This window comes from Streptomyces rugosispiralis (assembly GCF_024505145.1).
GTDB lineage: Bacteria > Actinomycetota > Actinomycetes > Streptomycetales > Streptomycetaceae > Streptomyces > Streptomyces rugosispiralis.
The window spans coordinates 1-17,314 of the sequence record NZ_JANIAA010000045.1; the positions used below are offsets into that span (position 1 = coordinate 1).

The window sequence follows — 17,314 nt, forward strand, 5'->3', positions numbered from 1 at the left end:
CACGCCCGCCAGGGTCGCGGCGTTGATGTCGGAGACGGCGTCACCGACCATGTCGGCCAGCGCCCCCGGGCCCGCGGGCTCCTGGGGCAGCGCCGTACGGTTCGACGGGCGGGCCGGGACGCGGGGCTCGAAGTCGCGCAGCGCGCCGGGTATCTCGGCCGCGGGCCGCGTGCCGCGCGGGGTCGGCGGGGTGGCCGGGGCGTCGTCGCCGCTCGGCGGCGGCCAGCTCACGGTGGGCCGTACCGCCCCGTTGGCCGGCCGCGCGCTCTCGATCACGTCCGCCGCGGCCGTGCGGAACAGCTCGCGCCGGCGCACCCTGCGTGCTGCCGCGACCGCCTGTTCGGCGCCGTCGGCGCGGCCGACGACGGCCAGCACCTCCTGCTCCAGAGGGGCCCGGCCGCGCGGGCGCAGCCCCTCCGGGTCGCCGAGCAGGGCGACCGCCTCGGGGGCGCGCAGCAGCAGATCGGGGGCGAGCCGCCCGGCGGAGAGCACCCGGGCCAGGTTCTCGGCCGCGGCGCCCTCGTCGCGCAGCAGCCGCAGGTAGTACGGCGTCCTGCCCAGCGCGTCGGAGACCTTGCGGAAGCCCAGCAGCCCGGCGTCCGGGTCGGCGGAGTCGGCGAACCAGCCCAGCAGCACGGGCAGCAGCGTCCGCTGGATCGCCGCCTTACGGGTCACCCCGGACGCCAGGGCCTCCAGATGCCGTAGCGCGCCGGACGGGTCGGCATAGCCCAGGGCTTCCAGCCGCCGGCCCGCCGCCTGCGAGCTCAACCGGGCCTCTCCGGTCTCCGGTCGTGCCACCGCGCCCAGCAGTGGCCGGTAGAACAGCTTCTCGTGCAGCCGCCGCACCTCGCGCGCGTGCCGCCGCCACGCCGCGCCCAACTCGGTCACCGGCTCGGTGCGGAACCCCAGTGACCGGCCCAGCCGCCGCAGCTCCGCCTCGTCCCTTGGCACCGGATGGGTGCGGCGCAGCCGGCGGAGCTGGACGCGGTGCTCCACCGAGCGCAGGAACCGGTACGCCTCGTCCAGGGCCGCCGCGTCCGAACGCCCCACGTAACCGCCCGCGGCCAGCGCCGCGAGCGCGTCCAGCGTGGTGCCGCCGCGCAGCGACTCGTCCGACCGGCCGTGCACCAACTGCAGCAGCCGTACCGCGCATTCGACGTCCCGCGGGCCCCCCGGGCCCGGCTTCGGCTCTCGGTCGGCCTCCGCGGCCGGGATGTCCTCCACCACCCGGCGGCGCGTCTGCCGCGCCTCCGGCGCGAAGTTCCTACGCTCGGCCGCCTGCCAGACCAGGGGCATCAGCGCGGCCACGTACGCCTGGCCCAGTGCCCCGTCACCCGCCACCGGCCGTGCGTTCAGCAGCGCCCAAGGCTCCCACGTACTGGCCCACCGCTGGTAGTACGCCAGATGGCTGGACAGCGTCCGCACCAGCGGGCCGTCGCCCCCGTGCGGCCGCAGACTCGCGTCGACCGGCCGGATGGTGCCCTCGACCGTCTCATCAGAGCAGATCCGCATCAGCCGCGCGGCCAGCCGGTTGGCCGCCTGTACGGCCTTGGACTCCTCCACCCCGTCCAGGGCCTCCGCGACGAAGACGACGTCCACATCCGAGACGTAGTCCAACTCCCGCCCGCCGAACTTGCCCACCCCGATCACCGCCAGCCGACACGCCGCCGCGTCCTCGGGCCGCTCCTCCGCCGCGATCTCCAGTGCGGCCCGCAGCGTGGCGGTCGCCAGGTCCGCCAACTCGGCGGCGGCCCGGGTGACGTCCGTCGTACCGCACACTTCCCGCGCGGCGATCGCCAGCAGCGCCCGCCGGTACGCCACGCGCAGCGCGTCCGACCGGGTCAGCCGCACCCCCGGCGCGCCCCAGATCCCCTCGGTCAGCGCCTGCTCGAAGCCAGGAGCGGTCAGGTGCAGATCGGCCGGCTCGTACGTCACCAGCGCCTGCCAGTGGCGCGGATACCGGGCCAAATGGACGCCCAGCGCCTCGGAGGCCCCGAGCACCCCCAGCAACCGGTCGCGCATCGGCTTCGCCGCGGCCAGGGTGTCCAGCAACGTCTGTCGCGAGTCGGCCCACTCCTTGTCGTCCCTGTCCGCGGGGGCCTCCGGAAGCGTCTCGATCAGCCGTACCAACCCGCGCAGCGCCAGATCGGGATCGGCGCTTGCCCCGAGCGCATCCAACAGCACCGGATCGCTCCGCACCGAGGCCAGACCGGGCGCGTCCAGCAGCCGCTGCGCCGCCGCGGCGTCGGTGAAACCATGCCGCAGCAGCCGGGTGAAGCTGCTGCTCCTGCGTCCCTGCGGTAGGGCCATGCGCGCCGCCTCCATCCCTGTCCCACATTCGCGCCCTGCCATGGCCAAGGCCCGCTCACGAGCCCTGCGCGAACGCCATTGCAAAGCCGACCCAGATCATTTCTGAGAAAAATGATTTCTTACCGACGTCGCCGTACCGACCGGGCCGCGCCGAGTCATCATGGAATCCCCTCGCCTCCAATGTGTCTCATACCGGGTGGGCCGGATGGCCGCTTTTTATGGGGTCATCCGGCCCTTTCTGCTCGGCGGCTCGGTGGTCGCCGCACTCTGCCTTTGCCTGGTTGGCAAAAATGCGGTCACAGGCGGCCTTGCGATCTTCTTCGCCGCACCCTCCCGCCGTTTTTCGGCAGATGTTTCGCCGTTCCCCGCATCAGGCGAATCGCCCGAATCCGACGGCAGAAACGTAGGAGGCGGCGTCGGGGGCGGTCAAGGCGGAGGGGATAAAACGTTGAGTGCTGCATTGATGCGCGAATGGGGGCAAACTGGATTCGCTCGACACCGCGTCCGCGAGGTTTTGGACAGCGCCTTCCGTCGTTGCTGCCCCGGCCTCTTCGGCGGCTCTTTGAATCAATGTTCACCGAGCATTTATCTCTGTTTTAATGTGTAGTGGGTACGGTAGCCGGTTCCGGCCCGGCTGTCCGCGTTAGTTCCCTGGGGGCGGTAAAGGGATTCCCGTCGTGGTAAAGAGATTCCCATTGCCGTGGCCGTGCTGGTTCAGGTTCGGCGGGAGGCGAACCGGCGGGCTGTCCGGAAAGCGAGGGGCGAGACATGGCGCAATGTGAACGTGCGGTGGGTCGGTCGCGCGCTGCAGGGGGGGTGGGCGGTCCGGTACCGGCGTGCGCGCGATGTCAACAGTTCTGCGTTCGGGGTCAATGACACCGCGCCCTTCCCTCCGAAAGCCTGATCGGCAGCACCGAGAGGAAGGGATGCAGTCCATGTCTGTCGATACCGTCGTGCGAGCCTGGACCGACCAGCGTTTCCGTGACTCGCTGTCCGAGGCGGAACTCCGGGCCATTCCCGCCAACCCCGCGGGCATGTTCCAGGACATCGTGTCCTTCAATGGGGCACAGGCCGTGGAGGCCAGCACCGTTTCCGTCGTCTGCATTACGTCCTGTGTCATGACCTTTGGTGACAGTTCCGACAACTGTTGCGCGGGCTGAGGATCGTCCCGTCACCCACTGAAGAGCGCGGGACCGCGGCTCCCGGGACGTGTGCCGCCCGTCTTCGGGTCCGGGGCGCGCCGCAGAGCGGCGCGCCCCGGACCGTCATCTGCCGCTGCCTCCGAACCCCTCCTGGAATTTCCCATGCCGTCAGACCTGGACGTCACCGGTGACCATCTCGACGCACGTACCAGTGAGTGGTACTTGGCGACCCGCCTGGGGGAGCGGCTCACCGCTCATGGCGAGCCGCCCGCTGAGCCCGGCGGCGGCGACGGCGTCTCCGAAGAGCTGGCCGCTCTCCGCGAGATGTTCCCGTACTCGGAGGATGAGACGTTCGCCGCTGTTCTGCGGCGGCGCGGGCTGACCCCGGAAGGATTCGCGCGACTCTGCCGGGAGACTGCCGACGAGGTCCGCGGCCGCTTCGTGCGGCCCCCGGTGTGGCTCTCGCGGCTGGACGGCTTTCCGTGGGGGAGCGATCCTGGTGCGTCGGCCGCATCGCGGGCCCTCGGGGTCTGGAGCACAGAGGGCGATCCCGAGCGGCAGCGGATCGGCCGGTTGCTCGACTTCGTCCGCCCCCTCGTCGACCGCGGGGTCGACACCCTGGCGACGGGTGTCCGGGCTGCCGTACGAGCCGTCGGCACCCCGGTGGACGCCGATCGGCTGTGCGCGCTGCTGGCCCGCACGTGGCCACGCCGGGCCATGACGCGCCTGGTGCTGCGCGTTCTGATCCTGGAGCTCAACATCGCTCGGCTGCGGGGGAGACTGCCCGGTGCCGACGGCGCGGAGCGCTTCGCCGCGTTCGCCTCCTGGCTCTCCGACCCCGGTCGTGCGCTCGCCATATGGCGGACGTACCCCACGCTGCTGAGGGAGTGCGGCGCCCTGGTGGACGCCTGGGTCGGCGCACGGCTGGAGTTCTGCGAGCACCTCTGCGCCGACTGGGACGCGATCGGCCGGGGCGACCTGGCCGATATCGCCTTCGACGTCGGGGACAGCCATCGCGGAGGACGCTCGGTCGGCATCGTCACGTTCCACGGCGGAGAAAAGATCGTCTACAAGCCGCGCTCCCTCCGGGTGGACGAGCACTTCCAGACCCTGCTGGCGTGGGCCAACGACGAGGGGTTCGAGCCGGCCTTTCCCACCCTGGAGCTGGTATGCCGGGACGACCACGGCTGGTCCGAGTTCGTGGCGCCGTCAGGGTGCTCCGACACCGGCCAGGTCGGGCGCTTCTACCGCCGCCACGGCGGCTATCTCGCGCTGGCACACGCCCTACGGGCGACCGACCTGCACTTCGAGAACGTGATCGCCGCCGGCGAGTACCCCTATCTGGTCGATCTCGAGGCGTTGTTCGGCGCCGAGCTGCGCCGCTCCGAGGGCGCCGAGGACGAGGTGACCAGCAGGCTGGTGTTGTCGACCGTGCTGGCCACCGGCCTGCTGCCGAACCCCGTTGTCCGGCTCGGCGGTGCCGACCAGGTACCGACCGACCTGTCCGGCATCAGCTACCGGCCCGGCCAGCTGACGCCTGGGCAGGTGCCGACCTGGGCGGATCCCGCCACGGACACCATGCGCATCGTCCACCGCCGGATACGGACCGGCCAGTCCCGCAACGCCCCGACCCTGGCGGGGGAAACCGTACGCCCGGCTGATCACGTTGAGGACATCACCGCCGGTTTCGCATTGATGTACCGCATTTTGGAACGGCGGAAGTCCGCACTCGCCGGACCCGGCGGCCTGCTGGAACGGTTCCGGGACGACTCCGTCCGGCGTGTGTTGGAGGCGACCGAGACCTACAGCTCGTTCCTGTGGGACAGCTACCACCCCAACCTGCTGCGCAACGCCGTGGACCGGGACCAGTACCTCGATCGGACCTTCGCCCGCTTCGGTCGCCACCACGCCGGTGCCGCGGTGACGGCCAGCGAACGGCGGCAGCTGGCCGACGGTGACATTCCCCTGTTCACCAGCATCGTCGACGGACGCGGGCTGCTCGGCGGCGACGGGACGACGATCGACGACGCGTTGGAGACGACGGGACTGCGAGCCGTCCGCGACCGCGTCCTCGGATTCTCGCCGACTGACATGCGGCACCAGCAATGGGTGATCAGGTCGGCGTTCGCCTGCACGGCGGCCGAGAGCCTGGACGCGTCGTGGCCCGTCCACAGGGTGACCGGTGCCGCGCGCCCGGTGAGCCGGGAAGCCCTGGTCGCTCGGGCGCGGAGGATCGGCGACACGCTCGTGACCACCGCGCTCCGTACCGCCGACGACATCGGCTGGCTGGGGATCTCTCCGTCCGGGCCCTCGGCCTGGCGGCTGGCGCCGACCTCCTCCGGCATGTACTCGGGAGCGGCCGGAATCGCGTTCTTCCTGCTTCACCTCGGGTTGGTCACCGGAGCCGACTCCTACGCGGAGACGGCGGCCGAAGTGGCGCGCTCGCTCGCCCGCAGGGCCCGCCGCCTCGCGCACCTGCCCGCCCCACCCGGCGGTGTGCCCGCGCTCGGGCTGACGGGAGAGGTCGACTGCGGAATGTACTTCGCCGCCCACTGGGCCGCCGCCACGGGCGACTTCGACCTCCTGGCCGAGCTGACCGCCGATGTCGTACCGAGGCTGGACCGAGCGGTCGCCGATGCGACGGAGCCGGATCTCGTGGACGGCCTCGCCGGTGTCCTGCTGGGTCTCAGCGCCGTACAGGCGGTCCTGCCCAGCGACTCCGTTGCCGACCTGGCGACCCGCTGCGCCGATGCCCTCGTGCGGGCCGGGCGCCCCCAGGACGCGGGTATGGGGTGGAACTCCCAGATCGCCGGGGACCGTCCGCTGTGTGGCATGGCGCACGGGGCATCGGGAATCGCCCTGGCGCTCAGCCGGTGGTCCGCCGTGACGGGCACCTCGCGCTACGACGAAACCGTCCAGGACGCCTTCCGGTATGAGGACAGCCTTCTCACCCCCGGCCTCCCGCGCTGGCCCGATCTGCGGCCCGGCTCGGCCGCGGGCACGACCATGACGGCGTGGTGCCACGGAGCGCCGGGCATCGGAATCGCCCGTTCGGTGCCGGCGGCACGAGGTGACCACCCCACGGCCGGGGCCGCGCTCGCCGGCCTGGGCATTGCACTGGACGCGACCGCGGCACACTACGCCGACCGCGGCGCTGTCACCGTACGCAATCTCTCCCTGTGCCACGGGGAGCTCGGCAACCTCGAGTTCCTCGTCACCGCGTCGCACTCCTCGGACAACGGGCGTGGGCAGGCCCTCGCCGAGCGGCTCATCCATGCCGTATGCGTCACGCTCGACGAACACGGTCCGATCTGCGGCGTGCCGGAAGGGCTCAGCACGCCCGGCCTGATGACCGGCGTCGCCGGGATCGGCTACGGCCTGCTCCGGCTCGCCGCGCTGGAGCGGACCCCGGTCGTCCTGTCCTTCGAACCGCCTCGCGCACCGGTTTGGGCTCGTACCTCCCATGACCCCGTGCACGATCCCTTCCGGCCTCCCAGGGCAGGCAAGGATCCCTTGACCACGGGGTGAACACCTTCTTCGGCTACGGCTACGGCGTGGCCGTGGCGACACCAGGTGGGGGAGTGCGGTGCACCATACCGCCCCGCATGACGAAGTCGATGCCCGCAACGGCCGTGATGTCGTCAAAGGGGTCGGCGGGCAGTGCGACCAGGTCGGCGGTCGCGCCGGGCCGGAGGCGTCCGAGATCGGGCCGGTCGAGCAGGTCGGCGGCGACGCTGGTGGCAGCGCGCAGGGCCCGCACGGTGGCGATACCGGACTTGACCATCGCCGGAAACTCATGCCAGTTGTCGGCGTGCGGAAACATGCCGGCGTCGGTGCCGAACGCGATGCGCACGTCGCTCGCGGCCACGTTGTGCGCGGAGCGACGGAGCTGGTCGGCGTGGCGGGTGAACTTCACTCGTTCCGCTGGGTCCTTGCCCTCCCAGTAGCTGTCGTCGTCCAGGTGGTCGAGCGCGTCGAGGACCATGAACTGGGTCGGCACGAGGAACACGCCCCGTTCCGTCATTCGGGCCAGTGTCGATGCCGAGGCGAGGTTGCCGTGCTCGATCGAGCGAACACCGGCGGCGACGGCACGTGAGACGCCTTCGTCGCCGTAGGCATGCGGGGTGCAGGGGATGCCCAGGTCGCGGGCTGCGGCGACCAGCGCGTTCATCTCCTCCTGCGTGTAGGTGGTCTGTGTGGGATCGTCGGCTGGAGTGGCGAAGCCGCCGGTGGCGCCGAACTTGATCCAGTCGGCGCCGGCACGGATGTTCTCGCGCACCCTGCGCGTGATCTCGTCCGCACCGTCCGCCAGCGCGCCGATCTCACGGTTGAAGTGTGACGCGAGCAGCGTCGAGGCGTCGCCATGCGCGCCCCGCGCGGAGATGAGGTACGGCGCGACGATCATCCGTGGCCCCACGATGTGACCACGGGCGATGGCGTCGCGCAGGTACAGCGTGACCGGCTCGGCCGCGAAGGTGGCCAGGTCGCGGATCGTGGTGAAGCCACGGTGGAGCAGGTCACGCAATACCGGCAAGGCGCGCAGCGCGATCGCCGCCGATCCGTCGGACACGAAGGCCCGCAGGAGCCGGCCGGGATCGACGGTGGTGTGGACGTGGCAGTCGATCAGTCCCGGCAGCAGCATGCGATCGCCGAGTTCGACCACCTCGGCGCCGGCGCGGTCGACAGCCGGCCCGACCTGGGCGATCCGACCGTTGCGCACCGCCACCTCGGTGTGCCCGGAGGGCCGGTCCGCGAGTCCGTCCCAGCTCCGTCCGGCGATCAGCACCACCGCGCCCTGTTCCGTGTCACGGCCACGTGCTGTCACGGCGTTACCTCCGCTCGCGCCCCCACCGGATGTCACTCGTCCGCCATTGATCCCGCCGGGGTCCAGGGTGTCAGCGGGCGGCAGGTCGCGCATCGCGTGTCGGCCGTTCGGGTCAACGCGGTGCGCCCACTGTGACCTGGTGAGAGAGTGCCGAGGGCGTCAAGACGAGCGACGGCGGGACGCGTGAGGGGCCGGCGATGCATGGCTATGGAATGTTGCACCTCGTGCTCGACCTGCTGGGCACGTTCGCGTTCGCGCTGAACGGCGCGCTCACGGCGACGCGAGTGGCACGCCTGGACATCGTCGGCGTGCTCACGCTCGCCATGGTGACCGCCCTGGGCGGTGGCGTGCTCCGGGACGTGCTCGCCGGCGCACTGCCCCCGGCCACGTTCAGCGACTGGCGGTACCTGGCGGTCGCGGTGGCCGGCGGCATGGTCACGTTCCTGCTGTGGCGGCACCTGGAGCGCTACAGGACGCTGATCACGGTGTTCGACGCGGCCGGCCTCAGCCTGTTCGCGGTCACCGGTGCGACCACCGCGCTGGAGTATCACATCGGCGCACCGCAGGCGGTGCTGCTCGGCGTGGTGACCGGCGTCGGCGGCGGCACACTGCGCGACGTGCTGGTGTTGCGCCTGCCGACGGTGCTGTACGCAGACCTGTACGCCATCCCCGCGCTGCTGGGCGCCGGGATCACCGTCGCGTGCGAACGCGGCGGGGTCTACGGTGTGCCCGCCGCGCTGGGGGCGGCCGTCGCGTGCTTCACACTGCGGATGATCGGCGACCACTACCGGCTCAACGCACCAGGGCCGCACCGCGCCGACGGCACCACCGGGTCCGACGACAGCCCGAGCGACGCCGCGCCATGACCCGATGTCATCCTGGGCCACACCGGCACACTGTGATGATCTCCGGGACGGGGGACGCGGCCCGGCCGACTTATCCCTGCGTTGGCGCCCGGTGCGTGGACAGTGTCCGACGACCGCGGTCGCCCATCGGCCGAACCCCAGCGCGTTCCCCACAGAAGCCGGAGCAGCGACGGACACCACTGCTCCGACCACGACCGCTTCTTCACGTCGACCAGACGATATTGGTGAGCGTCTGTCGAGCGCGCTCAGCGGTGGTCATCCGCCATGCGCCGCGCACCCAGGCGCCGATGCGCCGTGAACCGGCCCGGGGCCGCCGTCAGTGCTTCGCCGTCAGGGAAGACGACGGTGGCGGTGGAGGTGGGCGGGACATCGACGGAGATGTACAGTTCGCTGCCCTCGGTGCGCCATGCGACGGCGATGGTGCCGCGCGGGCTGTCGTAGGTGCCGCGCGCCCAGTCGACCGACGGGTGGAGTACGGGCGCGACGACGAACCGTTCCCAGGCCACCGAGTTCTCGGCCTGCCGCAGTCCGAGGGTGTGGGTGTGCAGGAAGCGGATGACGGCGCCCTTGCTGTAGTGGTTGAGCGAGTCCCGGGCGATGCCGTTCTCGTCGACGCCGTCCCAGTCCTCCCAGATCGTGGTGGCGCCGCGGTCGAGCATGCCGAGCCAGGAGGGCGAACTGCGCTGGAGGAGAATCTGGTAGGCGAGGTCGGCATGGCCGGTGTCGGCCAGGACGGGCAGCAGGTCGGCGGTGGAGAGGAACCCCGTGCCCAGGTGCGTGCCGGCCGCCTCGATGCGCGCGATCAGACGCGCGGCGACGGCGTCGCGCAGCGCCTCGGGCGCCAGGCCATAGGCGAGGGCGCGGACGTAACTCGCCTGGGTGTCGACGGTGGTGTGGCCGGCGTCGTCGAGGAACTCCGTCCGCCATGCCTCCTTGATCCGCTCCGCCAGCCGGGTGTAGTGGGCGGCATCGGCCTCGCGGCCCAGGACACGCGCGATCCTGGCGAGGGTGGCGGTCGAGCGATACAGGAACGCGGTGCCCACCTCGCCCTTGTCGGACCTCATCCAGGCGTCGGGGTCGCCCCGCGTGGGTTCGACGAGCGAGCCGTCCTCGGCGCGGGGCTTCGGCTCGGCCCACTCGCCCCAGTGGAAGGAACCGTCCCAGATGAACTCCTCGTGCGGCAGGGGCTCGGTCGAGCGGGCCACCCGGGAGGGGTGGCGGGCGGTGCGGGCGGTGGCCAGCTCCCACTCGACCCAGCGGACCATCGCGTCCCAGTTCTCGACGAGCCCCCGGCGGTCGCCGTAGGTCTCGTACAGCTCCCACGGCACCAGCACGATGGCGTCGCCCCAGCCCGCGGAGCCCGTCATCATGTCCAGCCGCTGATCGCCGCGGAGCTTGATGCGCCGTCCGTCCGGGGAGAAGTTGGCGATGCGTCCGTCGTCGAGCTGGTCGTCGCGGACCGAGCGCAGCCACTTGCGGCTGAACCCGGACACGTCGTAGAGGCGCGTGGCGCTGGGGAGGAAGACCTGATAGTCGCCGGTCCAGCCGATGCGCTCGCGGGTGGGGCAGTCGGTGGGCACGTCGACCGCGTTGCCGCGAAAGCTCCAACGGGCTACCTCGTGGAGGCGGTTGAGGTCCTCGTTGGCGCAGGCGAAGGTGCCGGTGGGGCGCAGGTCGGTATGGACCACCCGCATGGTGAGCCTCGACGCGTCCAGCGGGGTGTCGCCCCGTACCAGGCGGGCATAGCGGAATCCGTGGATGGTGTGGCGGGGTTCGAAGACGTCGTCGGCCGCTCCGGAGGAGACGACCTCGTCGTGCTGGACGAAGACGGTCACCGGGTCGCCCGGGCGCTGGATGTCGAGATGTGAGGTGGTCAGGTCGCCGGTGGCGGGGTCGAGGTGCTCACCGTAGTCGATCACGCTGCGGGTGCCGGCCGGGCCGAGGTCGGCCAGGGCGATCCAGCCGGAGGCGTTCTGGCCGAAGTCGGCGATCCAGGCGCCGTTCGGCAGCCGGGTGAGGGAGGCGGTGGGGAGGTCTTCGATACGTCGTACGGGCGGGGCCGGGGACCAGTCGATCGCGGGCGCGGTGACGGCGTCGGCGAGGACCGGGCGCTCCGGGCCTCGGGCCGCCAGGAAGTCGGTGATCTGGCCGTCCATCAGGTCAGCCCGGGTGACGGGCCCGGCGGCGGAGGTCCAGTGCTCGTCGCTGCGTACGGCCTGCCGCGTCCCGTCGGCGAGTTCGAGACGCAGTTCCAGGCGTACGGCGAGGAGTTCTCCCCAGCCGGCCGGTTTACGGAAGGCACCGACCTGGCCGCGGTACCAGCCGTCGGACAGAACGACCTCGATGGTGTTGGTGCCGGGACAAACGGATGAGGTGACGTCGGCGGCCTGGGCGTACAGGGTGCGGTCGTAGGAGGTCGAGCCGGGCGAGAGCTCCACGCTGCCTACGCGCTCGCCGTTCACGAAGGCTTCGTACACTCCGAGCGCCGTGGCGTACAGGCGGGCGCGGACCACGTCGGAGGTATGGAACGTGCCACGCAGGACGTGCGCCGGCCGCGTGCCGGGCGGACGGCGGGCCACCTCCGGATCGTGCGCTGGAGTGATCCAGCGCGCCGTCCAGTCCTCGTCGAGCAGGCCGGCCTCGAAGGTGTGCCAGGTGCTCCATGCGGAGGTCCCGTCGGGGGCATGGGATCGGGCGCGCCAGGAGACCTGCTCGCCGCTGCGCAGTGGGCGCGTCGGCCAGTCGATCAACAGGTGGTCGGCGACACGGGCGTAGTGCGGCGGACGCCCGTCGCTGTGGATCTCCAATTCGTACTCGCTCGGGGCCGCGGCGCTCTTGGGTGGTTTCCAGGAGAGCCGAGGGCGGCCGCCGGACACCGGAAACCGGTCGCCGCCGAAATCGATCGCGAGGTCGTAGGGGGCGCTGGGGGCGTCGTGAGCGCTGGGGGCCATGAGGTCTGTCTTCTCCGGTGTCCGGTCGGGGGTGGGCGGTGGGAACCCCTCGCAGGGAGCCCGACATCGGTGGTTGTGCGGGTCAGAACCGCGCGACTGCCGACACTGGCGGAATGTCACGCGAATCAGTTGCCGTTGGCCGGTTGGGTATAGGCGGTCCCGTCGATGGTGGTGGTGAGTGTGCCAACCGCCTGGAAGTTCTGAGACAGTGTGGACGGGCCGAGGGTGAAGCCATCGGGGCCGGTGCGCTTGGCGCCGGTGTGCCGGCCGGAGAGTGTCAGGTCCTCGGTCCAGGTGACGCAGGCAAGGGCTGTGGCTGTCCCAGGTGTGCAGCCGAGTGTCGGGTCGGAGACCCGCTCCACCTTCTCGGAGCCGTTGATGATGTGTGTGCCGTCGTCGCTGTAGTCGCGGTAGTCGACGGCGATGCTGAGGGTCCGAGTGCCGGCACTGTTGTTGGCGATCTGTACGGTGGCCGAGCCCTGGGCGCGCCCAGGCAGCGCGTACGTGCCGGTCGGCACCGGCTTCGCCGGTTGGGGAGTCGTGTCCGGGTCGTAGGGCAGGCCCCAGGTCTGGTCGGAGACCGGCGCGGGAGAGACGGGTGCGCTGGGTTTGAGGTCCGGGAAGCGGGCGATCAGCAACCGGCTGTTGCGCCCGCCGGGTTCTGTCGAGTCGGCACAGCGGTGCGGGGTCGGGTTGGCCCCACAGGCCAGGTTCTCGGCGTAGACCACGGCGGTGCTGTCGGCGAGCCACACCGGATCCGCGGCGGCGTTCCAGCTCGGGTCGGATCCGGCGTTGAGCTGGAAGCCGCGACCGGTCTCGGCATCGACGAGCCACGGTGAGAAGAAGCGGCGGTTGCCGTTGTTGCGGATTCCGGAGACGTAGGGGGCGGTGGACAGTTGAGCGGTGATCGGCGGGATGCCCGGCATCCCGGAGAGGAAGTCCAGGCGTCCCGAGCCGTTGACCTCTTCGGCGAGCAGCGACTTGCCGTCGGGTGACATCGACATCGGGTCGGTGTAGTGGGCCTGCCGTGTCAGCGGCCGGGAGACGCCGGTGGCCAGGTCGGTGGCCCAGGCGTCCATGCTGTCGGAGTTCAGGCTCTGGATGCCAAGGGTCGCCCGCCCGTCGCTGGTGAAGCCGCGTGGCTCGCCGACCATGCCGACCTGACTGAAACGCAATTGGTTACCGGACGTGACGACCAGCGGCTGATACGCCGACGACGGATTCTGCAGGACCGAGACGTTGGTGAGGTGGTAGCGCCGGTTCTGCTTGTCGTAGGTGAGTCGGCCGACGTAGGGGATCTCCGTGAGGGCCTTGAAGTCGACGACGTTGAACACCATGTGCACCCCGTCGGGACTCAGCCGCCACTCCCGGCCGTTGTTGTCGCCGTCATCGTTGGTGGCGAAGAGCGGCTTGTCGTTCCAGTAGATGGGGGTGATACGCGTATTGGCAGGGGTGCAGCGCGGGTCGGTGACCGCGTATTCGGCTCCTTCGGTGCCACATTCCAGGATGCCGTTGCCCACCAGGACGCTTTTGCGGTCGGGCAGTTCGTTCGCGGGTGGGTAGACGAACTGGCTGGTGGCGATGTCCGACCCGAAGGACACCCCGCAGGTGATGCACTTCCATGCCTCACCGTTCGGAAAGGTCGTGCCGTCGGTACGGACCACAAGTACCTGCGGTCCGCTGTAAACGCTCGCGGGGCCGGAGTCGGATGCCCCGGCATAGCTGAGGCCCAGGAGAACGTAGTGGGGGTCCCAGGAGAAGCCGGGTGTTCCGATGCCGCCCCAGTCGGCCGAGACGCAGCCGGTGGGGTGGGTGCACACGCCGTCCTGCGGGACAGTCGGCGGCACCGGCAGTTCCCTGATGTCGACCCGCGGTCCGGTCGCGTCCGCCGCGTCTGTGACAGAGGACGCCGGGGCGGGAGCCGGGACTTGGGTGCTGGACAGGGCCGCGGCGAGTGTCAGTACGGCGGCCGCGGTGCCTCTGGTGAGGAGAGTACGTGCACGCCGAACTCTCATGGTCATTGCCGCTTCCTGACTGGCCGTTGCCTGGTCATTTGAGCGCTCCCGCCGAAAGTCCGCTGATGATGTGGCGCTGTGCGATGGCGTAGAAGACGACGATCGGCAGCACCGCGATGAGCGAGGCGGCGAGCAGGATCTGTTGTTGCGGGGACTCCGCCGAGACGAAGTTGGTGATCCCGCGCTGCACGGGCATCAGCGAGCTGTCGTTGAACAGCACCAGGCCCATGAGGTACTCGTTCCAGACCTGCATCGCCTGGATGACGGCCACCGCGGCCAGACCTGGCCGGGCCAGTGGGAGGATGATCCGCCAGAAGGTGCCGAGCAGGGAGGCACCGTCGATGGCGGCGGCCTCCTCCAGTTCCTTGGGCTGGCCGGCGAAGAACCCACGCATGATCAGGATGGAGATCGGCAGCCCTCCTGCGATGAGCACGAGGACGTAGCCGATGCGAGTGTTGGCGAGCCCGAGCGTGATCAGCAGCTTGTACTGGGCGATGAACGAGGCCGGCAACGGGATGATCATGATGATGAGAATGGCGGCCACGACGGCGCCTCGTCCGGGGAACTCGATGCGCGCCAGTGCGTATCCGGCCAGGCTCGCGATGATCAGGATGCCGACGACCGCGGCCGTGGTGTAGAGGAGGCTGTTCGGCAGGTACTGGCTGAAACCGCCCTCGTTCCACGCGGCGGCGAAGTTGCCCCATTCGAAGGGGTGGGGGATGGGGTCGGTCCCCTTGTACAGCTGCTCGGCGCTTTGCAGGGATCCGCTCAGCACCCACACCACCGGCACCAGCGCTTCCAGCGCTCCGGCGATCAGCAGGGCGTACAGTGCCACGCGCGGTCCGCGCGGGCGACTGCCACGGCGTGGTGTGCTCGGCGTGGGCGTCGGCACCGGCTTCGCGGTGGAGCCCCGTTCCGGATCGAGAAGCGTGTTCACGGTCAACGTCCCTTCTCCGTCCGGGAGTCGGTGCTTCCGCCGAGCCTGCGGGAGACCCAGAGCTGGACGCAGGCCAGGACGACCAGACACAGCCCGAAGATGACGGACATCGCGGCCGCGCGGCCGTACTCGCTGTACTGGAAGGCCTGTTGGTAGATGTGCAGGGTGGGTACCTCGGTGTGGCCGGCGGGGCCGCCGTTGGTCAGCACCTGGACGGTGCCGAAGATCTGCAGGCCGCTGAGCAGGGTCAGCACACTGACGATGCCGGTGACGTGGGACATCCCGGGCCAGGTGACGTTGCGGAACTGGGCCCAGCCCCGTGCCCCGTCCAGCGACGCGGCTTCGTACAGCTCCCTGGGCACATCCTGCCGACCGGCGAGGAAGAGGATGAAGCCGAAGCCCCAGTGGTACCAGACGAACACGGCGGCGACCGCGATCAGGGCCGTCTTGGGGTCACCCAGCCAGTTGTGCTGAAGACCGTCGAGACCGACGGCCTTGAGCGTCTGGTTGATGATCCCGATGTTCGGGTCGAGGAACCACGAGAACATCACGCCCACCACCACCGTGGAGAACACTCCGGGCAGGTAGTAGACGGTGCGGAAGAACGCCGCACCTCGGCGGGCCTGGTGTACGGCCAGCGCCATGGCCATCGACACCGCGTTGGCCACGACCAGGCCGACCACGCCGTAGAAGACGGCGTTCTTCATAGAGCCCCAGAACAGGGTGTCGTGCAGCACATAGCGGTAGTTGGCGAGCCCGACGTAGGGCGTGTCCAGGCTCACCCCGTCCCAGGACTGAAAACTCAGCAGGATGCCCTGCACGAACGGGACCACCGTGAACACTGCGATCACGGCCAGCGCCGGCGACAGGAAGAGCCAGGCCGCCAGCACGCGACTGCGGCGCCTCACTACGCGCTCTTCTGCGCCGCGTCGAGGTCGCCGAGGACCTGGTCGACCGTGCGTTCCTTGAGGACGAGGGCCTGAGTGCCCTTCTGCAGGGCGGTGTTGACCTGTTCCAGAATCTGGTTCTGGACGAGCTGGACATCGGAGATCTTCGCGGCGATGCCGGTGAGCTGCTTGGGGATGTTCTTGTTTGGCACCGCGTGCGCCGAGGGTATCAGCGGGACCCCATCGGCCCAGACCTGCTGTTGGTCCGCAGCGGTCAGCCAGTGAAGGAACTTCAGCGCCTTGGCCGCGTTCTTGCTGCGGGGGTTGACCGCGGCGCCCTTGGCCGCGCCGCCGACCAGACGCGGTGTCCGGGTGCCGTCATCGGCCTTGGGAAGCGGAAAGGAACGGAAGTCCGTGAAGTCCGGAGCGGTCGCACGGGCCACGCCGACGACCGAGGTGCCGTCGAAGATGGCCGCGACGCCCTGGGTATTGAAGAAGGCTTTCTCCACGGTGGGGTTGTCGGTGGTGCCGCTCGGAATCGAGCCATTGGCGATCACACCGGCGTCCCGCAGGTCGACCACGAGTTGCAAGGTCTTGCGCCAGCCCTCGCTCTTCCAGCTGTTCTTGCCCACGAAGGTGGCGTTCAGCTCCTCGTCGCTCATGTAGTTCGACGCGTACGACTGGACCAACTGGTTGGACAGGCTCGTCGCGAACCAGAAAGGGCCCTTCCCCGACTTCTTGATCTTCCGCATCTGATCGATGAATTCGCTCATGGTGGCGGGCGACCGGTCCGGCTCAAGACCGGCGGCCTCGTACATCGCGGCGTTGACGAACACCCCCAGGGCCGGGGTCTCCCAGTGGGCGCTGTAGATGCCCGGCTTCACGCCCTGTGGATTGTCCGCCCCGAACGTCGTCGTCTTGAGCGTGGCGGGCCGGAAGCTGTCGCCCCAGCTGCCCTTCATCCGGTCGGTGAGGTCCATGGCCCAGCCGGCCTTGTAGTAGGGCGCCATGGAGTGACCGTCGACCGCCGAGTAGATGTCCGGCATGTTGCGGGACTGGGAGCTCGACTGGAGCTTGGCCAGGAAGTCGGTAGGGCCGGCGTCATCGATCTTGATCTTCACGCCGGTCTGCTTCGTGTACTGCTTGGCCAGCGCCTTCAGCGTCGCGGCCTGGCCGCGGGACTGGTTCATGAACACGATCTCCGAGCCGCCGCCCGAACTGCCCGAGTCGCCGGAACCGCAGGCCGCCAGCGAGGTGGTGGCAAGACCGGTACCGGCCGCTCCCAGGAGGAAGCGGCGTCGGGAAGGTCCCGTGGTGCTGGTCGGACCCGTCGGGTCCGCCGTGTGGAATCGCGTCATCTCGGGTCTGCCCCTTTGGATCG

The 17,314-nt window shown here is 70.1% G+C and carries 11 protein-coding genes; 4 read left to right on the plus strand and 7 right to left on the minus strand.

Annotated elements, in window-relative coordinates:
• Positions 1 to 2,310: bifunctional [glutamine synthetase] adenylyltransferase/[glutamine synthetase]-adenylyl-L-tyrosine phosphorylase (locus NP777_RS39780; RefSeq protein ID WP_256655048.1), on the minus strand; the 2,310-nt coding region annotated here is incomplete at its 3' end.
• A 205-nt stretch (positions 2,311 to 2,515) separates the two neighbouring features.
• Between NP777_RS39780 and NP777_RS39785 the strand changes: the two genes are divergently transcribed.
• The 3 genes from NP777_RS39785 (at position 2,516) to NP777_RS39795 (ending at position 6,980) form a co-directional block, all read left to right on the plus strand.
• Positions 2,516 to 2,917, plus strand: coding sequence for a hypothetical protein (locus tag NP777_RS39785; RefSeq protein ID WP_256655049.1), 402 nt, complete (start codon positions 2,516 to 2,518; stop codon positions 2,915 to 2,917).
• 328 nt (positions 2,918 to 3,245) lie between these two features.
• Positions 3,246 to 3,470 (plus strand): mersacidin/lichenicidin family type 2 lantibiotic, encoded by a 225-nt coding sequence (locus NP777_RS39790; RefSeq protein ID WP_256655050.1) that lies wholly within the window; start codon positions 3,246 to 3,248, stop codon positions 3,468 to 3,470.
• Positions 3,471 to 3,614: 144 nt separating this feature from the next.
• Positions 3,615 to 6,980, plus strand: a complete 3,366-nt coding sequence (locus NP777_RS39795) for a type 2 lanthipeptide synthetase LanM family protein (protein ID WP_256655051.1) — start codon at positions 3,615 to 3,617, stop codon at positions 6,978 to 6,980.
• 19 nt (positions 6,981 to 6,999) lie between these two features.
• Here NP777_RS39795 and NP777_RS39800 read toward each other — a convergent pair whose 3' ends face one another.
• Complete coding sequence (locus NP777_RS39800) at positions 7,000 to 8,241, minus strand: metal-dependent hydrolase family protein (protein ID WP_256655052.1); 1,242 nt, start codon at positions 8,239 to 8,241, stop codon at positions 7,000 to 7,002.
• 248 nt (positions 8,242 to 8,489) lie between these two features.
• Between NP777_RS39800 and NP777_RS39805 the strand changes: the two genes are divergently transcribed.
• Positions 8,490 to 9,143 (plus strand): trimeric intracellular cation channel family protein, encoded by a 654-nt coding sequence (locus NP777_RS39805; RefSeq protein WP_256655053.1) that lies wholly within the window; start codon positions 8,490 to 8,492, stop codon positions 9,141 to 9,143.
• Between the two features lie 245 nt (positions 9,144 to 9,388).
• Here NP777_RS39805 and NP777_RS39810 read toward each other — a convergent pair whose 3' ends face one another.
• From NP777_RS39810 to NP777_RS39830, 5 genes are all read right to left on the minus strand, one after another.
• The gene (locus tag NP777_RS39810; RefSeq protein ID WP_256655054.1) at positions 9,389 to 12,094 is read right to left on the minus strand and encodes a family 78 glycoside hydrolase catalytic domain; all 2,706 of its coding nucleotides are present in this window, start codon (positions 12,092 to 12,094) and stop codon (positions 9,389 to 9,391) included.
• 125 nt (positions 12,095 to 12,219) lie between these two features.
• On the minus strand, positions 12,220 to 13,941 hold the full coding sequence (locus NP777_RS39815) for a hypothetical protein (RefSeq protein WP_256655055.1): 1,722 nt from the start codon (positions 13,939 to 13,941) through the stop codon (positions 12,220 to 12,222).
• A gap of 202 nt (positions 13,942 to 14,143) precedes the next feature.
• The gene (locus NP777_RS39820; protein ID WP_256655056.1) at positions 14,144 to 14,944 is read right to left on the minus strand and encodes a carbohydrate ABC transporter permease; all 801 of its coding nucleotides are present in this window, start codon (positions 14,942 to 14,944) and stop codon (positions 14,144 to 14,146) included.
• Positions 14,945 to 15,048: 104 nt separating this feature from the next.
• The gene (locus NP777_RS39825; RefSeq protein WP_256655057.1) at positions 15,049 to 15,954 is read right to left on the minus strand and encodes a carbohydrate ABC transporter permease; all 906 of its coding nucleotides are present in this window, start codon (positions 15,952 to 15,954) and stop codon (positions 15,049 to 15,051) included.
• On the minus strand, positions 15,954 to 17,291 hold the full coding sequence (locus tag NP777_RS39830) for an ABC transporter substrate-binding protein (protein ID WP_256655058.1): 1,338 nt from the start codon (positions 17,289 to 17,291) through the stop codon (positions 15,954 to 15,956). The genes NP777_RS39825 and NP777_RS39830 overlap by 1 nt, the downstream gene beginning before the upstream one ends.
• Positions 17,292 to 17,314 lie beyond the last annotated feature (23 nt).